At 73.2% G+C, this 16,794-nt stretch carries 18 protein-coding genes; 9 read left to right on the plus strand and 9 right to left on the minus strand.

Features of this window, described 5'->3' with window-relative positions; translation table 11 throughout:
• The first annotated feature begins 95 nt into the window (after positions 1–95).
• The 5 genes from LX83_RS02965 to LX83_RS02985 all read left to right on the plus strand — a co-directional run bounded on the left by LX83_RS02965 (position 96) and on the right by LX83_RS02985 (position 4,030).
• Positions 96–470, plus strand: coding sequence for an ATP-binding protein (locus LX83_RS02965; RefSeq protein WP_253766657.1), 375 nt, complete (start codon positions 96–98; stop codon positions 468–470).
• 62 nt (positions 471–532) lie between these two features.
• On the plus strand, positions 533–1,270 hold the full coding sequence (locus LX83_RS02970) for an RNA polymerase sigma factor SigF (RefSeq protein ID WP_253766992.1): 738 nt from the start codon (positions 533–535) through the stop codon (positions 1,268–1,270).
• 3 nt (positions 1,271–1,273) lie between these two features.
• Positions 1,274–2,302 (plus strand): glycosyltransferase family 9 protein, encoded by a 1,029-nt coding sequence (locus LX83_RS02975; RefSeq protein WP_253766659.1) that lies wholly within the window; start codon positions 1,274–1,276, stop codon positions 2,300–2,302.
• 28 nt (positions 2,303–2,330) lie between these two features.
• Positions 2,331–3,167 (plus strand): SDR family oxidoreductase, encoded by an 837-nt coding sequence (locus tag LX83_RS02980; protein ID WP_253766662.1) that lies wholly within the window; start codon positions 2,331–2,333, stop codon positions 3,165–3,167.
• Between the two features lie 206 nt (positions 3,168–3,373).
• Positions 3,374–4,030 (plus strand): phosphoribosyltransferase, encoded by a 657-nt coding sequence (locus LX83_RS02985; RefSeq protein WP_253766664.1) that lies wholly within the window; start codon positions 3,374–3,376, stop codon positions 4,028–4,030.
• Positions 4,031–4,146: 116 nt separating this feature from the next.
• Here the strand turns inward: LX83_RS02985 and LX83_RS02990 are convergent, their stop codons facing one another.
• The 6 genes from LX83_RS02990 to LX83_RS03015 form a co-directional block, all read right to left on the minus strand.
• Complete coding sequence (locus LX83_RS02990; RefSeq protein WP_253766666.1) at positions 4,147–4,866, minus strand: methyltransferase domain-containing protein; 720 nt, start codon at positions 4,864–4,866, stop codon at positions 4,147–4,149.
• Entirely contained in the window at positions 4,863–6,611 is a 1,749-nt protein-coding gene (ctaD, locus tag LX83_RS02995) for an aa3-type cytochrome oxidase subunit I (protein ID WP_253766668.1), read from the minus strand. Before ctaD ends, LX83_RS02990 begins: the two co-directional genes overlap by 4 nt.
• A 22-nt stretch (positions 6,612–6,633) precedes the next feature.
• Positions 6,634–7,662, minus strand: a complete 1,029-nt coding sequence (locus LX83_RS03000; RefSeq protein ID WP_253766670.1) for an SDR family oxidoreductase — start codon at positions 7,660–7,662, stop codon at positions 6,634–6,636.
• Between the two features lie 804 nt (positions 7,663–8,466).
• Positions 8,467–8,793, minus strand: a complete 327-nt coding sequence (locus tag LX83_RS03005; protein ID WP_253766672.1) for a WhiB family transcriptional regulator — start codon at positions 8,791–8,793, stop codon at positions 8,467–8,469.
• 391 nt (positions 8,794–9,184) lie between these two features.
• Positions 9,185–9,757 (minus strand): hypothetical protein, encoded by a 573-nt coding sequence (locus LX83_RS03010; RefSeq protein ID WP_253766674.1) that lies wholly within the window; start codon positions 9,755–9,757, stop codon positions 9,185–9,187.
• Positions 9,758–9,932: 175 nt separating this feature from the next.
• Positions 9,933–10,343, minus strand: a complete 411-nt coding sequence (locus tag LX83_RS03015; protein WP_253766676.1) for a DUF2267 domain-containing protein — start codon at positions 10,341–10,343, stop codon at positions 9,933–9,935.
• A 184-nt stretch (positions 10,344–10,527) separates the two neighbouring features.
• On the opposite strand from LX83_RS03015, the gene LX83_RS03020 reads away from it, so the two are divergent.
• From LX83_RS03020 to LX83_RS03030, 3 genes are all read left to right on the plus strand, one after another.
• Complete coding sequence (locus LX83_RS03020; protein ID WP_253766678.1) at positions 10,528–10,767, plus strand: DUF6480 family protein; 240 nt, start codon at positions 10,528–10,530, stop codon at positions 10,765–10,767.
• A gap of 286 nt (positions 10,768–11,053) precedes the next feature.
• Positions 11,054–11,464, plus strand: a complete 411-nt coding sequence (locus LX83_RS03025; protein WP_253766680.1) for an STAS domain-containing protein — start codon at positions 11,054–11,056, stop codon at positions 11,462–11,464.
• A gap of 53 nt (positions 11,465–11,517) precedes the next feature.
• Positions 11,518–11,733 carry a DUF2795 domain-containing protein gene (locus LX83_RS03030; RefSeq protein WP_253766682.1) on the plus strand — a complete coding sequence of 72 codons (216 nt, stop codon included), beginning with the start codon at positions 11,518–11,520 and terminating at the stop codon, positions 11,731–11,733.
• A 61-nt stretch (positions 11,734–11,794) separates the two neighbouring features.
• Here the strand turns inward: LX83_RS03030 and LX83_RS03035 are convergent, their stop codons facing one another.
• The 3 genes from LX83_RS03035 to LX83_RS03045 all read right to left on the minus strand — a co-directional run bounded on the left by LX83_RS03035 (position 11,795) and on the right by LX83_RS03045 (position 15,858).
• Complete coding sequence (locus tag LX83_RS03035) at positions 11,795–12,862, minus strand: NAD-dependent epimerase/dehydratase family protein (protein WP_253766684.1); 1,068 nt, start codon at positions 12,860–12,862, stop codon at positions 11,795–11,797.
• Between the two features lie 255 nt (positions 12,863–13,117).
• Positions 13,118–13,600, minus strand: coding sequence for a hypothetical protein (locus tag LX83_RS03040; RefSeq protein WP_253766686.1), 483 nt, complete (start codon positions 13,598–13,600; stop codon positions 13,118–13,120).
• A gap of 86 nt (positions 13,601–13,686) precedes the next feature.
• Entirely contained in the window at positions 13,687–15,858 is a 2,172-nt protein-coding gene (locus LX83_RS03045; protein ID WP_253766687.1) for an MMPL family transporter, read from the minus strand.
• Positions 15,859–16,091: 233 nt separating this feature from the next.
• Here LX83_RS03045 and LX83_RS03050 point away from each other — a divergent pair, with 233 nt between their 5' ends.
• Positions 16,092–16,793: a TetR/AcrR family transcriptional regulator gene (locus tag LX83_RS03050; protein WP_253766689.1), complete on the plus strand. Its 702-nt coding sequence runs from the start codon at positions 16,092–16,094 to the stop codon at positions 16,791–16,793.
• The last annotated feature ends 1 nt before the right edge of the window (position 16,794 follow it).

The following is a 16,794-nucleotide window of genomic DNA, read 5'->3' on the forward strand; positions in this document are numbered from 1 at the left end:
GCCAACACCTTCCCTGGAGTATCTGAGTGACCGAAACGCAGTCCGAGGTTAGCGTGGAGGATGAGCCGAGGGCTCCCAACAACGTGGAGGTTCGCGTGGCCGCGAACCTGGAGCAGCTTTCCGTCCTGCGGGCTGTGGCAGCACACATCGCCATGCGTGAGGACTTCGACCTCGACGCCATCGCCGACCTGAAGATGGCCGTGGACGAGGTGTGCTCAACCCTCATCATGCGGGCGACGCCCGGGTCCACCCTGACCTGTCGCTTCCAGGCGAACGGGAACGACATCACCGTTCAGGCCACCGTGCTGTCCGACAGCGACAGCACGCCGAGCAGGGAGTCGTTCGGCTGGCGGGTGCTGACCACCCTGACCGACACGGTCAACACGTGGATCGCGCCGGCCTCCGCCGATCCCGGCGGCTACCTGACCCACATCGAACTGGTGAAACGAAGGGGGTCGGCCTCGGGGTGACTCGTTCCCACAGTCCACAGACGAACGCCCCGGGCGCGGCGCGCGACGGCTACGACCACCTCATGCCGCTGTTCGAGGAACTGGCCGCGCTCGACGAGCACGACGCCCGGCGCTCCGAACTGCGCGACCAGCTGGTCACCGCGCACCTGCCGGTGGCACAGCACATCGCCCGCAGGTTCAGCCACCACGGCGACCTCCGGGAGGACCTCACCCAGGTCGCCACGCTGGGCCTGATCAACGCGGTCGACCGGTTCGACCCGCACCGGGGCACGGACTTCCTGTCCTTCGCGGTGCCCACCATCATGGGTGAGGTCCGCCGCCACTTCCGCGACGCGAGCTGGTCGGTACGGGTGCCCCGGCGGCTCAAGGAACTCCACCTGTCGATCACCGCGGCCAGCACCGAGCTGTCCCAGCGGCTGGGCCGCTCCCCCACCCCCAGCGAGATCGCCAAGCACCTCAAGCTGAGCAAGGACGAGGTGTACGAGGGGCTGGAGGCCAGCAACGCCTACCACTCGGTGTCCCTGGACCACGTGCTGCTGCAGGACTCCGACGCGGTCTCGCTGGGCGACACCCTCGGCGAGGACGACGCGGCGCTGGAGGGCGTCGACTACCGGGAGTCGCTGCAGCCGATGCTGCGCCAGTTGCCCGAACGCGAGCGGACCATCCTCATCCTGCGGTTCTTCGGCAACATGACGCAGACCCAGATCGCCAAGCGGATCGGCATCTCCCAGATGCACGTGTCCCGGCTGCTGTCCCGGACCCTGGAGGAACTCCGCAAGGGCCTGCTGGAAGAGCGGTGACCGGTGGCGCCCGACAGTGACGACCGCGCGGCCGGCGCGGTGCTCCCCGGGCCCGCGCACACCGGGAAACTCGTGGCGCTGCGCGCACTCAAACTGGGTGACCTGCTGGTCAGCGTGCCCGCGCTGCGCGCGCTGCGCCGGCACTGGCCGCAGCACCACCTGGTGCTGGCCACCTCGGGCTGGCTGGCCCCGATCGTCGAGCTGGTCGGCGCCGTGGACGAACTGCTGCCCACCCGGGGCCTGGCGCCGCTGGACGCCCGGGCCCGCCACCCGGACATCGTGGTCAACCTGCACGGCCGGGGCCCGCGCAGCAGCGAGCTGCTGGACGCGCTCAAGCCCCGCGTGCGCATCGGGCACCGCAACGCGACCTGGTCCGGGCCGGAGTGGGTGGACGGGCTGCCCGAGCGAGAGCGCTGGTGCCGGCTGCTCACCGCGCACGGCGTGCCCGCCGACCCCGACGACCTGCTGCTGCGCCGACCCGACCAGCCCAGCCCGGCGCCCGGCGCGGTGGTGCTGCACCCGGGCGCCGCGTTCGGTGCCAAGCGGTGGCCGGTCGAGCGGTTCGCCGCGCTGGCCCGGGCGCTGGCCGACCGGGGCGAGCGGGTGGTGATCACCGGAACGGCCGGGGAGCACGACCTGGCCACGACCCTGGCCGTCCAGGCGGGCCTGGGGCCGGCGGCGGTGCTGGCCGGCCGGACCAGCCTGGCCGCACTGGCCGCACTGGTCGCCGACGCCCGGCTGGTGGTGTCCAACGACACCGGCACCGCCCACCTGTCCTACGCCTACCGCACCCCGTCGGTGGTGCTGTTCGGACCGGTCCCCGCCGACTGGTGGGGTCCGCCGGCCAGCGGACCGCACCGCACCCGCTCGGCCGACCGGCTCCGCCGCGGCGACCCGTTCGCCGCCGATGCGGACCCGGCGCTGCTCGGGGTGAGCACCGAGGAGGTGCTGGCCGAGGCCATCGACCTGCTGGACCGGTCCGACCCCGCCGGCGCCGCCACGCCAGGGGGCCCGGGCGCCGCGGGCGTGTAACCGGGTGCCGGCCGGGTACCTCAGGGAGGTGAGTGACATCGAGACCAACGCGCCGCTGCCCACCGAGTCCGCCGGTCGGCCGCTCACCGCCGTCATCACCGGCTCCGACTCCGGTATCGGCCGGGCGACCGCGGTCGCGCTCGCCGGGGGCGGGGTGGACGTGGGCATCACCTACCACGCGGACCGGACCGGTGCCGAGGCCACCGCCGAGGAGGCCGCGGCGCAGGGCGTGCGCACCGCCGTCCGCCAGCTCGACCTGACCGACCTGCCCACCTCGACGGCGGCCATCGACGAACTCGCCGAGGAGCTGGGCGGGGTGGACGTCCTGGTCAACTGCGCGGGCACGGGAAGCGCGCAGCGGGTCATGGACATGGACTTCGACACCTGGCGGCAGGTGCTCTCGGTGGACCTGGACGGGGCGTTCCTGTGCTCTCAGCGGGCCGCCCAGCACATGATCAAGGCCGGTCACGGCGGCCGGATCATCACCATCACCAGCGTGCACGAGCACGCGCCGAGGGTGGGCGCCGCCCCCTACTGCGCGGCCAAGGCCGGCGCGGGCATGCTGACCAAGGTGCTGGCGATGGAGCTGGCCGAGTACGGCATCACGGTCAACTCGGTGGCTCCCGGTGAGATCTCCACGCCGATGACCGGCCAGGAGGACGTCGACCCGCACGCGCAGCGCCGTCCGGGCGTGCCACTGGGCCGCACCGGCCACGCCAAGGAGGTCGCCTCGGTGGTGGCCTTCCTGGCCACGCCGGCCGCCAGCTACGTGACCGGCGCGTCCTTCGTGGTCGACGGCGGCATGCTGCTGATGGGACCGCAGGCCAGCGAGCGGCTGACCACCGAGGAGTGGCGCCGGCCCTGACGCCCGCACCCGGCGGCCGGCTGTCCACAGAGAACTGTACACATCGGACTGTCCACGGAGGACTTGTCCGGTCAGGACGACCGCGCCAGCGGGGTGGGACTGGCGCACAGCACAGCGGCCGGCACCCGGCGGGGGCGGCGAACCGGGGCTGGCGACCCACCGTCCACGACGCGAGCCGGGCGGCGGGGGCACCGGGGAGGGTGGACATGGCTTGGACGGGCGCGACCACCTACGGGTACGCGGACCGGCGCGAGGCCGGGCGCCAACTGGGCCGGCTGCTGGCCGAGGCGCGGTGGCACCGGCCGGTGGTGCTCGGTCTGGCCAGGGGCGGCGTGCCGGTGGCCGCCGAGGTGGCCGAGGCGCTGCACGCGCCGCTGGACGTGATGGTCGCGCGCAAGATCGGCGCGCCCGGCCAGCCCGAGTACGGCATCGGCGCGGTCACCGCCGCCGGCCGGCCGGTCTACGACGAGGCGGCCCTGTCCGCGCTGGGACTGCGCGAAGCGGACATGGCGGCCACCTGCACCCGGGAACGCCAGGAGGCCAGGCGCCGGCTGGCGTCCTACCGCCGGGACACGCCCCTGGACCGCGCCGGCCGGGACGTGATCCTGGTGGACGACGGGCTGGCCACCGGGGTGACCGCGCGGGCCGCGCTGCGCGCGCTGCGCCAGGAGCACCCGGCGCGCCTGGTGCTGGCCGTGCCGGTGGGCGCGCCCCAGGCGGTGCACCACCTGTCCCGCGAGGCCGACGAGGTGATCTGTCCACTGCAGCCGGCGCAGTTCCGCGCCGTCGGCCAGTGGTACGAGGACTTCACCCAGGTCACCGACGCCGAGGTGACGGCGGCGCTGGCCCTGCACCGCGCCTGAGCGCGGCCCACCCGACGCCGCCAGCCCGCTCCCGGCCGTCCCGCACCCCCGCAGGTGGCGTCCAATCGCGCAGAGCGTTCCGGCCGGCGTCGCGTCGACCCAGTCGACGAACCGGGTCAGTCGAAGAAGCGGGCCAGCTGGACCTGGTCGGCCCGCTCCCGGCCGTCCCGCACCGGCCGCAGGTCGGCGAAGATGGTGGCACCGTCACAGCCGGCGTGCAGCGGGTACCAGTGCCGGTCCGACCCGGGGCGGGCGCAGATGCCCTTGATGGTCTGCACGTCCAGCAGCCGGACGTGGGTGGGATCGGCCACCGCGTTGACATAGCGCCACCACGGCGAGATCACGTGCAGCACCCCGTTCGGCCGCAGCACCCGGTGGCACTCGTCGACCAGGGGCAGGAAGTCGATCAGGTGCTCCAGCACGTGCACCACGAACACCCGGTCGACGCAGGCGTCGGCGAACGGCAGCGGTCGGGACACGTCGGCGAGCACGTCGACCGCGCCCGCGTTCCACCGGTCCACCCCGATGTTGCTGGGATACTGCTTGGTGCCGCCCGAGCCCAGGTCGAGCACGACCGGTGCGCGACCGGCCACCCGCACCCGGTCCCACACCCCGAACACGCCGTGCAGCTGGCCGACCAGCTCCCGCACCGCGTCCAGCTGCTCGGGCTGGTCCACCTCGCCGGTCAGGTGCGCCACTCCCCCGGCGAAGCGCGCCTCGACGTCGAGCCCTCGGACCCGGGCGTCGTGCTTGAGCAGGTCGCGCACGGCCCGTTCCAGGAAGCGGTCCCGCAGCCGCAGCCGCTCCGGAGCCGGCGGCCCCTGTGCGATGGTCATTCCCGCGCCTCCTCGTCAGCTTGTCCGCTCGGGTTCGCCTGGCCGGACTCCAGTCGCCCCGGCCGCGCACCGCCGACCGGCGCGTGGCCGCTCTCCGCGCGCAGCCGGTCGATCAGTTCGGGGTGGTGCAGTTCGAAGGCGGGGCGCTCGGACCGGATGCGGGGCAGTCGCACGAAGTTGTGCCGCGGTGGCGGACAGGACGTGGCCCACTCCAGCGAGTTGCCCGCACCCCAGGGGTCGTCGACGACGACCGGCTCACCGAACCGGTAGCTGCGCACCACGTTCCAGATGAACGGCAGCGTCGAGGCGCCGAGCAGGTAGGCGCCGACGGTGGAGACCGTGTTGAGCGTGGTGAACCCGTCGGTGGGCAGGTAGTCGGCGTAACGGCGCGGCATGCCCTGGCTGCCCAGCCAGTGGTGCGCGAGGAAGGTGGTGTGGAAGCCGAGGAAGGTGGTCCAGAAGTGCAGCCGGCCCAGCGGCTCGTCGAGCAACCGGCCGGTGATCTTGGGGAACCAGAAGTAGATGCCGGCGAAGGTGGCGAACACGACCGTGCCGAACAGCACGTAGTGCAGGTGCGCGACCACGAAGTAGGTGTCGGTGACGTGGAAGTCGATCGCGGGCGAGGCGAGCAGCACCCCGGACAGGCCGCCGAACAGGAACGTCACCAGGAACCCGATGCTGAACAGCATGGGCGTCTCAAAGGTCAGCTGCCCCTTCCACATGGTGCCGATCCAGTTGAAGAACTTGATGCCGGTGGGCACCGCGATCAGGAAGGACAGGATCGAGAAGAACGGCAGCAGCACCGCCCCGGTGGCGAACATGTGGTGCGCCCACACCGTGGCGGACAGGAAGGTGATGGCGACCGTGGCGACGATCAGCATCTTGTAGCCGAACAGCGGTTTGCGGCTGAACACCGGCACGATCTCGGAGATGATGCCGAAGTAGGGCAGCGCCACGATGTAGACCTCGGGGTGGCCGAAGAACCAGAACAGGTGCTGCCACAGCACCACACCGCCGTTGGCGGGGTCGAACACGTGCGCGCCGAAGTGCCGGTCGGCCAGCATCCCGAACAGCGCGGCCGTCAGCACCGGGAAGGCCAGCAGCACCAGGACGCTGGTGTAGAGGATGTTCCAGGTGAAGATCGGCATCCGGAACATGGTCATCCCCGGGGCGCGCAGGCAGACGATGGTGGTGACCATGTTGACCGTGCCGAGGATGGTGCCCACGCCGCTGAGGATCAGCCCGGCCGCCCACAGGTCGCCGCCCGGCCCTGGCGAGTGGTGCACCCCGGACAGCGGCTGGTAGGCGAACCAGCCGAAGTCGGCGGCCCCGCCGGGGGTGAGGAACCCGGCGACCACGATCAGCCCGCCGAGCAGGTACAGCCAGTAGGACAGGGCGTTCAGCCGGGGGAACGCCACGTCGGGCGCGCCGATCTGGAGCGGCAGCACGAAGTTGGCGAAGCCGAACACGTTGGGCGTGGCGTAGAGCAGCATCATCACGGTGCCGTGCACGGTGAACAGCTGGTTGTACTGCTCGCTGGACAGGAACTGCAGCCCCGGCCTGGCCAGCTCGGTGCGCATCAGCAGTGCCAGCGCCCCGCCGAACAGGAAGAACGCGAACGAGGTGGTCAGGTAGAGCACGCCGATCCGCTTGTGGTCGGTGGTGCGCAGGACGCGCAGCAGGAACGACCCCTTCACCGGCGAGCGGTAGGGGCGCACCGGGGTGGGCACCGCTGTCGTGGTCATCGCCGGTGCTCCCTCGCCGAGGTCACTGCTCGGTCCTGCCCAGCGCGCTCCGCGCGAGAACCCCGCCGCCCAGTGCCGCCACCCCCATGCCGGCCAGCAGCGCGCGGTGCCGCGCCGCCCACGCCTGGACGCTGGTGGACCGCGCTTCCGAGTCGAACCGGCCGTGCGCGCCCTGGTCGGTGCCTGGCCGCTGGTCCCCCGGCTGCCACAGATTGCCCTCCTGGCCGGTGGCGCTGAGTTCGTCGGTCTGCTGCGACTCGAACCCGGTGCGCGCCAGGTACCGGTCGAGCAGGCCGGGTGCGATCCGGTTGCCCAGCAGCGTGGCCGCGGTGACCGCGCCCGTCCAGTACTCGCGGCGCCCGGGGTGCTCGGCGGCGTACACCACGGCCCGCGCGGCCACCTCGGGCTGGTAGACCGGCGGCACCGGACGGGCCCGCCTGGGCATCCGGCTGGCGCCCCAGGTGAACTGCGGGGTGTTGATCGCGGGTAACTGCACCATGGTGGCGCGCACGCAGGTGCCCTGCCGCAGCAGTTCGCACCGCAGTGACTCGTGGAAGCCCTTGATGGCGTGTTTGGCCGCGCAGTAGGCGGACTGGAGCGGGATGCCCCGGCCGCTCATGGCCGAGCCCACCTGCACGATGGCGCCTCGGTCGCGGGGCAGCATCCGGTCCAGCGCCGCCTTGGTGCCGTGCACATAGCCCAGGTAGGTGACTTCGACGACCCGCCGGAACTCCTCGGGCGTGGTCGCGGTGACCGGGGCGAACACGGTGGTGAAGGCGTTGTTCACCCACACGTCGATGGGACCGAGTTCCTGCTCCACCCGGGTCGCGGCGGCCTCGACCGCCCGGCTGTCCGCGACGTCCACGGCCACCGGCAGCGCGGTGCCGCCCGCTGACTCGATCTCACCGGCCGCCGCCGCCAGCCCCGCGTCGCCCCTGGCGAGCAGGGCGACCCGGTTGCCACGCGCGGCGAACGCCCGCGCCGTGGCCCGCCCGACACCAGCGCTGGCCCCGGTTACCACCACACAGCCCGACCGCGTCCGCGCCGCCATCAGGCACCTCCCTGTCCACTCGTCACCGGCAGCCCCGCACTCCGCGCGTCCAACACCCGCGCGGGGGTCCGCTGCGCTCACTGTCCCCCGTGTCCACCCGGCTCGCAGCACGTCGCGACCAGGTCACCGCCCTCGCCGTGCCCGTTGCCCCCGGTCGGCCGCCCCGCCAACACCGGCGCACCGGCGCGCTGCCCACTGCCCGCACGCCCGCCGAGGCCCGCCGGCACCGCTGTCCACTGTGGCCCCGCCGTCGTCTGTCCACTGTGTTCTGTGTGTTCTGTCCACTGCGTTGTCTCCGCCGTGGGTTGTCTCCGCCGTGGGTTGTCTGCACAGTGGGTTGTCTCCACCGTGGCCTGTTCGCTGCCCGCGCCGTCGGTGGCGAGCCGTGGGGTTCGCGCGTGTGGTTGGGTCACCTGCGGACAGTTCGCCGGAGTGGGGCGGGCCCGGCGTCGGCCCACCGGGACCACGTCCACCGCGGGAGCGGCCGTCGGGGCGGGGGCTGGCGGTGCTGAAGTGTGCAGAGCGGCCGGCTACCACAGTTTCGGTTCCCTCCACCCGAATTCACCCGTTCGAGGACGCGGTTGTCCACAGCCCGGGGAGCTGTCCACAGCCGTGCCCGCGGCCCGTGGTTTTCGTGGGGGTGGCGGTAGGCTGGCCTTGGGGTCGCCCCCCGGGAAGGGTGGGGGTGTGTACCCCGGGCGTTCGACGAAACCAGCTCCCGAGTTGTCCGGGCGTTGTCAGGCCGCTCGGCCCGGGCCGCTGCCGAATCGTCGTCAGGTCGCCGCCTGGCCCGCGGACGGGTCGTCAGGCCGCCGCCCGGCCCGCGGGCGGGTTGTCAGCCGCGGCGGCGGCGCGCCGCCGGCTTGCCAGGATCGCGCGCCGTTCCTGCTCGTCCAGGCCGCCCCAGATGCCGAACGGCTCCTCCACGGCCAGGGCGTGCTCGCGGCACTCCGCCATCACCGGGCACTGCCGGCAGATCTGCTTGGCCCGCTCCTGCCGCCGCGCCCGCGCTCGGCCGCGTTCCTGCTCGGGGTGGAAGAACACCTCACTGCTCATGCTGCGACAGGCACCGCGTAACTGCCAGTCCCACACCTCCGAGACCGGTTGGGGAAGACGCGTGATGCAGGCCATGGTCGTCACCTCCGTGGGGCCAGCGCGGGTGGTGCGCACCCGTCGGCTCCAGCTGCTCGGTCCGTCGTTGTCGTTCTGAAGTTCTGAAGTGCAGAAGTTTCGAAGTTCACGAATCCTGAAGCTCAGAAGTCCTGTGAAGCCTGAAGTCCTGAAAAGCCCTGAAGTTCTGTGAAGCCCTGGAGTTCTGTGAAGCCCTGGGGTTCTTCCTCGGCTCGGAAGTTCCGCACGCCGGACGGGCGTGCCGCTGGCGGACGCCCATCCCGGCCGGGGAGACGCCGTGTGTGCCCCGGGCCGCACTCGGGCGAGGAACGGGTGCGGCCCGGATCAGCCGGAACTGACCCACCTCCGGTCACCGCTGCCGATGCCGCTCGACGCCGGATCGCGGCCTCGGTCACCGGCTGACCGGGGTGGCCAGGGCCCGCTCGATCTGGCTCACCACGTCGGGATGGCCCAGGGGCAGCGGCGGCTCGACCCGGTCCCGGTCGCCGCCCCAGCTCCACGCCACCACCTCGACCGACGTGCCCGCCACGGCCAACTCGCGGCGCAGCGCCAGGGTGCGCTCCTTCCACAGCGCGTCCTCGAACGCGGTCGCCTCCGGCGGGGCTGTCGCGCCAGTGCCCTCCGGGTCGACCAGCAGCGCCTTGCGCACCAGTCCGGGGTGCCGGGCGACCAGGTCCAGCGCCTGCTGGGCGATGGGACCGCTGGCGACCACGTCGATCGTGCGGCCTGGCTCGGCGAGTTCCTGGAAGACGTCCTCGACCTCGCTGACCTGCCCGTGGTCCACGGGCAGCCGGCACCACACCACCTGGAACCGCTGACTCAGCTCCCGCCAGCTCGCGGGCAGCTCCCCGTGCTTGGCCTCGCCCGCCGGATCGAGCACCACCACCGTGGGTGCGTCAACCGGCCCCGCCCACACCTCCGCCGGCCCCTGCGCTCGCGCCGGATTCGCATCGAAGTCGCGCACTGCTCCTCCGTCTCGGGTTGACGATTCCACCAGCTTCGGTGCCTCGGTAGTACCCAGTGCGCGCGCTGGGTACACCACCGATTTCGATCAGCCCCGAGCCAGCGGCCGACCGGGGAAACCAGCCGCCGCTCGCCCGCGTGGTGCCCGACCGACCCGGCCGCGGGCGGGCCGGGGATCAGCTCAGCCGGCCCCTGCTGCCCGCGGCGACCAGTGGCCGCAGGTCTTCGGACAGCGAGTCCTGCACGTGTTTGAGGATGTTGCCGGTGGTCGCCTCGGCCAGCACCTCGAAGACCACCCGGGCGGCGTAGCTGGCCTCGGGAATCTCGCGATGGCTGCGCTGGGCGACGCGGGCGATGAACTCCTCGCGGTCGAACCGCTCGCCGCTGCCCGCGCCACCCATGGTCACGGTGCGGCGCAGGTGCTCGCCGATCTCCTGGGGCAGTTGCGCCGCCAGGTTCTCGGCCAACTGCTCCGGCACCCGTTCGCCCAGGGTCTCCAGGGTCGCCCTGGTCACCCCCTCGGCCTGGCCGCGGCTGGCCAGCCTGGCGCGTGCCTGCACCTGTCCGATGAAGTGGTCGTGCTGCATGTCGTCTCCTCGACCGTGGCTCTGCCGGGACCGCTGTCACCGCACGTCCCGCGGGACGGCCGCGAACAGCGCCGTGCACCGTCCGCCCGGGCCGCCATGTTCCGCGCGTACCCACCGGGACGGGCGCACACACGTGGGACGAGCCGGGATGGTTGACCCCGCCGCGGCGAGGTACCCGGGAGGCATGACTGCGACCCCACCCGACCCGGACCCCGACCGCACCCCGGGGCTGGAGCCGGGCGGCGGAGTCCAGCCGGGCGACACCCCGCCGGACTCCGCGTCGGCCACCTCGGGGGTGTCCCACCACGAGCAGCCACCCTCCCGGGTGGCCCACGTGGTCACGCTGGTGTTGGCGGTCCTGGTGGTGCTGGCCCTGATCGGGCTGGTCATCGCGCAGGTCAGCGGACTCCTGCGGGTGCTGTGACCGGCTGCCGCCCCGCACCGCCCCACCCCGCTGGTCACGGTGGGCACCGAATCGGCTGCCCCGGACCGGGCTCGATCCCCCTGTCCGGGTGAACCCGTCCGGTGGGTTGGTCACGGCACGCCCACACCACCCGTTGTGGCGGTCCGGTCCTCGACCTACCGTGGCTGTCACGTCGACCGGGGCGAGAAGGCACAGCGCGACCGCGTGGGAAACCCGCCCGGCAGCGCCGGCGGTGGCCCGGCCACGCCCCAGCCTGGTTTCCCCGCCCGTAGCGTGAGGAGCAGGCGTGACCAGTTCGGATCGTGGCGGTGCCGGCGGTGAGCCGGTGCGCCGTCAGAACAACTCGCGCACCGAACCGCTGACGCTGACCAGTGAGCGGGCCGGTGGCGGGGTGCTGGTGCTGCACGTCGGGGGCCCGCTGGACCTGTTGACCTCGGACGCGTTGCGCCAGCAGGTCAGGGCTCGGCTCGACGACGGGGTGCGCGCCCTGGTCCTGGACCTGGAGCAGGTCAGCTTCCTGGGCTGCGCCGGCCTGGCCGTGCTGGACGAACTGGCCCGGTGGGCGGAGGCGCGCCAGCTGCGGGTCCGGGTGGTGGCCACCTCCCACCCGGTGCTGCGGTCCCTGGAGGTGGTCGGTCTGGACCTGCGGCTGGAGGCGGCGGCGACGGTCGAGGCGGCCGTGTCCGACTGCTCGTGACCGCTCCGGCCGGCTGCGCCCGCGACGGAGGTCCCGCGACGGAAGGAGCGGCGGTGAAACCCACCCACATGCAGATCCAGAAGCTGCTCGCGGACGTGCGCTTCCCGGCGAGCAGGGACGGGCTGGTCAGCTATGCCCGCTCGCACCGGGCGCCCACCGAGGTGGTGGAGGCGATCGCGGTGCTGCCCGACCGCAGCTACCGCGACCCCAACGAGGTGGGCCAGGCGTTCGCCGACCACCAGCACCGGGCGGCCGAGTCCCGGGGTTGAGTCCGAGTCCCGGGGTTGAGTCCGGGGGCTGAGCGCGGGCGGTCCGGCCAGCGGGTGCGGCTCAGCGCTCCTGGCCCACCAGCGGACCCGCGACCGTCCACGGGCCGCGGCGGGGCCGCAGCGGCGGGCTGACCTGCTGGCCGGCGCCGTGCGCCAGGCCGTCGAGCAGGTCGCGCAGGGTCTGCTCGGTGTCGTGGCGCGGCTGCCAGCCCAGCTCCCGCCTGGCCCGCTCGGTGCTCATCACCGGACAGGACAGGGCCAGGTCGATCCAGCCGGGCGAGGTCGGCAGCAGCCGCAGCCGCCACGCGAGTCCGGCCGCCGCGCGCAGCAGCGGGCCGGGCACGGGCAGGTGCCGCGCGCCCAGGATGCGGGCCAGGGTCCGCGGGCTGGCCACCGGGTCGGTGGCCACGTTGAGCGCGCCGGCCAGTCGGGTGCGCAACACCCGGACCAGTGCCTCGGCGAGGTCGTCGGCGTGGACGAACTGCAGGGTCAGCCGGGACGGCACCGGCAGCACCGGCAGGCGGGCCCGGCGGGCCAGGCCGAACAGCCCGCGCGGCACGAACGGGCCGAGGAAGTAGCGCTGGATCTCGGTGGCGGCGTCCCGCTGCAACACCAGGCCCGGCCGGATCCGGCTGATCACCCGGGCGGGTTCGCCCAGTTCGACACCGTCCAGCAACCGCTCGACCGCGGCCTTGTGCCGGCTGTAGGAGGAGGCGGCGATCCCGCCGGTGGGCCAGTCCTCGCGCACCGGGTGTTGTTTGTCCGCCGGCGAGTACGCGCCGATCGAGGACAGGCAGACCAGGTGCGGGACGTCGGCGCGGACGGCCGCGGCGAAAACCCGCCGGCTGCCCGCGACGTTCGTCTGGTACAGGGCTGACTCGTCGTGGCTTGGCTGGATCAGCCAGGCCAGGTGCACCACGGCGTCCGCGCCGGCGAGGATGCCGGCCAGGGCGGTGTCGGCGTGGGGTGTCCCGATGTCCACCTGGTGCCAGTCGGCGGTGTCGTAGGGGAACCCGGGGTGGGGCCGGCGGCGGGCGACGCCCACGGCGGTGACGTCCGCCTCGTGGGCGAGCCGCCGCAGCAGTGCCGTGCCGATGTTGCCGGAAGCCCCGATGATCACGACCCGCATCGCCTCTCCTCCCGGTCGGTCCGCACCCGGCCTGCTGTCCCCACGCCGGTTTCCGTCTGCTGTGGACAGTGCGGGCAGGTTCCGGCTACCCGGCCGCGGGGTGGGCAAACCGAGCGGCTGGCAGCACCCAGCACCACCGCCCGCCAGGAGCGCGCCACGCGGACGCGGACGGGCCGGGGCTGATCCGGGTCGCTCTGGGAATCAGCCCCGGGCCTTTCCGGACCACCCGGGCCGGGCTCGGCCGCTGCTCCCGGTTCAGCCGTTGATCACCGGCCGGGTGGGCGGGTGGATGCGCGGGCTCAGCGGGTGCTCCGGGTCCACTGTGGTCACGTCGACCACGCTGTCAGCCGGCGGGACGCGCCGACGCCGGCCGCGGCCGCGCGTCGCCGCCGCGGTCTCCTCGTCGAGCGCGTGCTCCAAGCGGTGCCGGCGGCGGATCTTGCCCAGCCAGTACATCGTGATCCCGTGGGTGATGGCCACCAGCAGCAGCATCACGCCGAGCTTGAGCACGAAGCCCTCGGCACCCGACACCCCGAAGTCCATTGTGGACACGATGGCCAGCAGGCCGAGCACCACGAGGTGGAACAGGACGCTGACCATCCGGCTCACCGGTTCCGCGCCGCCGTCACCTCCGTACACCTCCTCGAGGTAGGCCCGGCCGCTGCGTTTGATCAGCAGGCCGTCGGCCACGGCCAGGACCACGCCGATCACCAGGAACGTCACAAAGCCGTCAGCCATGGGTGGCACCTCCTGGACGGGATTCCCCTGCACCGCCGGGTTTCCCGTTCCACCTGCCGGCTAAACAGCGCCCGACCCGGAACGCCCTACCGGGTGGCGCCGGCGGGTTCGGGCTCGGCCGCCGGGGTGCTCGGCGCCTCGCTCACGCCGATGCGGCGGTGCAGCGCCCGCAGCGGGCGTGGCGCCCACCAGTTGCCCCGGCCGGCCAGGCGCATGAACGCGGGCACCAGCACACCGCGGATCAGGGTGGCGTCGACCAGCACCGCCACGGCCATGCCGACGCCGAGTTGCTTGAGGAACACCACGCGCCCGGTGGCGTAGGCCGCGAACGAGACGGCGAGGATCAGCGCGGCGGCGCTGACCAGCGGGGCGCTGCGGGCGATGCCGACCGGCACCGAACCCAGCGCGTCGCCGGTGCGGTCGTACTCCTCCTTGATCCGGGACAGCAGGAAGACCTCGTAGTCCATGGACAGGCCGTAGGCGATGCAGAACATCAGGATCGGCACGCTCGGCTCGATGGAACCGGTGGGGGTGAAGCCGAGCAGCCCGGACAGGTTGCCGTCCTGGAAGACGAACACCAGCGTCCCGAACATCACCGCCAGGCTGAGCAGGTTGAGCACGGACGCCTTGAGCGGGGCGAGGACGCTGCCGGTCATCAGGAACAGCACGACCAGGGTCACCAGGACGATCAGCGCGCCGATGAGCGGCAGCCGGCTGGTCACGCCGTCCCGGTAGTCGGCCAGCTCGGCCGGGTAGCCGCCGACCACGACGTCGAACGGCGCCGGGGTGGCGCGCACCTCGGCGACCAGGCCGGCGGCGTCCGCCTCCAGCCGCGCCGACGAGGGCACCACCGACAGCCACGTTCCCGCGTCGCCGGTGAACCGGTCGTCGCTGGCCGGGCCGGTCCGCAGTCCGTCCACATAGGAGCCGGCGGCGGAGTCGACCCGGACCACACCGGCCAGCTGGGACAGCCGCGCGGCGTAGGGCCCGGCCGCCGCACCGGTTCCGCCGGCCGAGACGACCTGCACCGCGTCGGCCTCCTCGGCGGCGAACCCGGCGCGGATGTCGTCGTACACCTGGCGCACCGGGGCCGAGGCGGGCAGCACCCGGTCGTCGGGCAGCCCGAACCGCACGCCGAGGAACGGGGCGCCGAGCACCAGCACGGCGAGCAGGGCCGCGCCGCCCAGCAGCAGCGGCCGGCGCATCACCCGGTTCGCGGTGGCCAGCCAGAAGCCCCCGGCCCGCGCCGGCCGCGCGGTGCGGCGGAGCACCCGGCGGCCGAGCAGGGCCAGGGCCGCGGGCAGCACCGTGGTCGCCCCGACCACCGCGGCGAGCACCACGGCCAGGCCGGCGTAGGCGAAGGAGTTGAGGAACGGGAACGGGAACACCAGCAGCACCGACAGGGACGCGGCCACGGTGATCCCGCTGAACAGCACGGTCCGGCCGGCACTGGCGACGGTGCGCCGCACCGCGTCGGCCACGGACACGCCGGGGCGCAGCTCCTCCCGGAACCGGAAGGTGACGAACAGCCCGTAGTCGACGCCCAGGCCGATGCCCATCACCAGGACGATGTTGGCGCCGAACGTGGAGATCTCGGTGAACTCGACCACGCCGCGCAGCAGCGCCAGGGCGCCGGCCACGGCGAACACGCCGACGCCGAGGGTGACCAGGGCCGCGGACACCCTGCGGTAGACCAGCCACAGCAGCACCAGCACCAGGGGGAGGACGACCAGTTCGGCGCGCAGGAAGTCCTGCCGCGCCTGGCCCATCACCTGGCGGAACACCTCGTCCCCGCCGCCGACCCGGACGGTGACGGTGGCGTCCGCCCTGGTGAACCGGTCGGTCAGGGCCGGAAGGACCTCGCGGCGCACCTGGTTGGCGTCCCCGGGCACCCAGGCCAGCACCAGCGCCTGCCGGCCGTCGCCGCTGCGCAGCGTGTCGGGCGTGCCCCTGGTCCAGTACGACCAGGCGTCGCCAACGCCGGGGTAGCCGGCCAGCTCCTCGGTGAGCGCCCGCCCGGCGGCGGCCACCGGCTCGCTGTCCACGGTGTCCTGACCCTGCTGGGCGGTGACCAGCAGGGCGACGTTGGGGCTGCCGGTGCCAAACCGGGTGTCCAGTTCCTGTCTGGCGTGCATGGACTCCGATCCGGGCGCCTCGAAGCGGTTGAGCGACAACGCGTTGAGCGCGCTGGCGCCCACCACGCCCGCGGCGATGGTGACGAGCAGCGCTACCACCACCACCGCCCGCGGTCTGGTCACGACAAGACGGCCGATCCGTCGGAGCACGGGGTTCTCCCAGGGGCTAAGTTTGCGAGCAAACATTCGTAAAACGTCTGCCGCGAAGATACGAGCACTTGCTCGTATTTGCAACGCGCCAGGCACAATCAGGCGACGCGGCCGGGCGCGGACGCGAGCGGGGTGCACGCGAGCGGGGTGCCCACGGCCGGGGTGCACGCGACCGGCCGCCAACGAGTGAGGTGCGGAGGAACGGCATGACCAACGACCCCACCGCCGGGGGCGGCGACCAGCGACCACGCCGGCGGCAGGCGCGCGGCGAGCGCCGGATGGCCGAGATCCTGGACGCGGCGGCGGGTGTCTTCGCCAGCGCCGGCTACGAGGCGGCGACCACCAACGCGATCGCGGCGGCGGCGGGCATCTCCCCCGGCTCGCTCTACCAGTTCTACCCGAACAAGCAGGCCATCGCGCAGGCACTGGCCGACCGGTTCGTGGCGCAGCTGCGCGCGACCCGCCAGGCGGCCTTCGACGGGGTCGACTTCACCCGGCTGCGCCTGGCCGAGGTGCTCGACCGGGTCGTCGACCCGATCGTCGCGTTCAACATCGCCAATCCCGGCTTCAAGGCGCTGTTCGCCCGGCCGGACATGCCCGCCGACCTGACCGAGGCGACCCAGCCGATCCAGCACGCGCTGCACGCCGCCGTCGAGGAGCTGATCGCGGCGCGCGCGCCCGACCTGCCGGCCGCCCAGCGCCGCCGGACCACCCAGGTGAGCATGCGGATCGTCCAGGCCATCACCCCGCTGGCGGTGGCGGCGACCGGCGCCGAGCGCGCCGCCACCGTCGTCGAACTCAAGAAGGTGCTGTTCGGCTACCTCGAACCGGTCATCGGGGACGCGCCGACCGCCCCGGCATCACGCGCACCCGCGCGCGCCCGGACCCGCCCTACCTCGGACGAGTGAT

It is taken from the genome of Goodfellowiella coeruleoviolacea, assembly GCF_024171785.1.
GTDB classification, from domain to species: Bacteria; Actinomycetota; Actinomycetes; order Mycobacteriales; family Pseudonocardiaceae; genus Goodfellowiella; species Goodfellowiella coeruleoviolacea.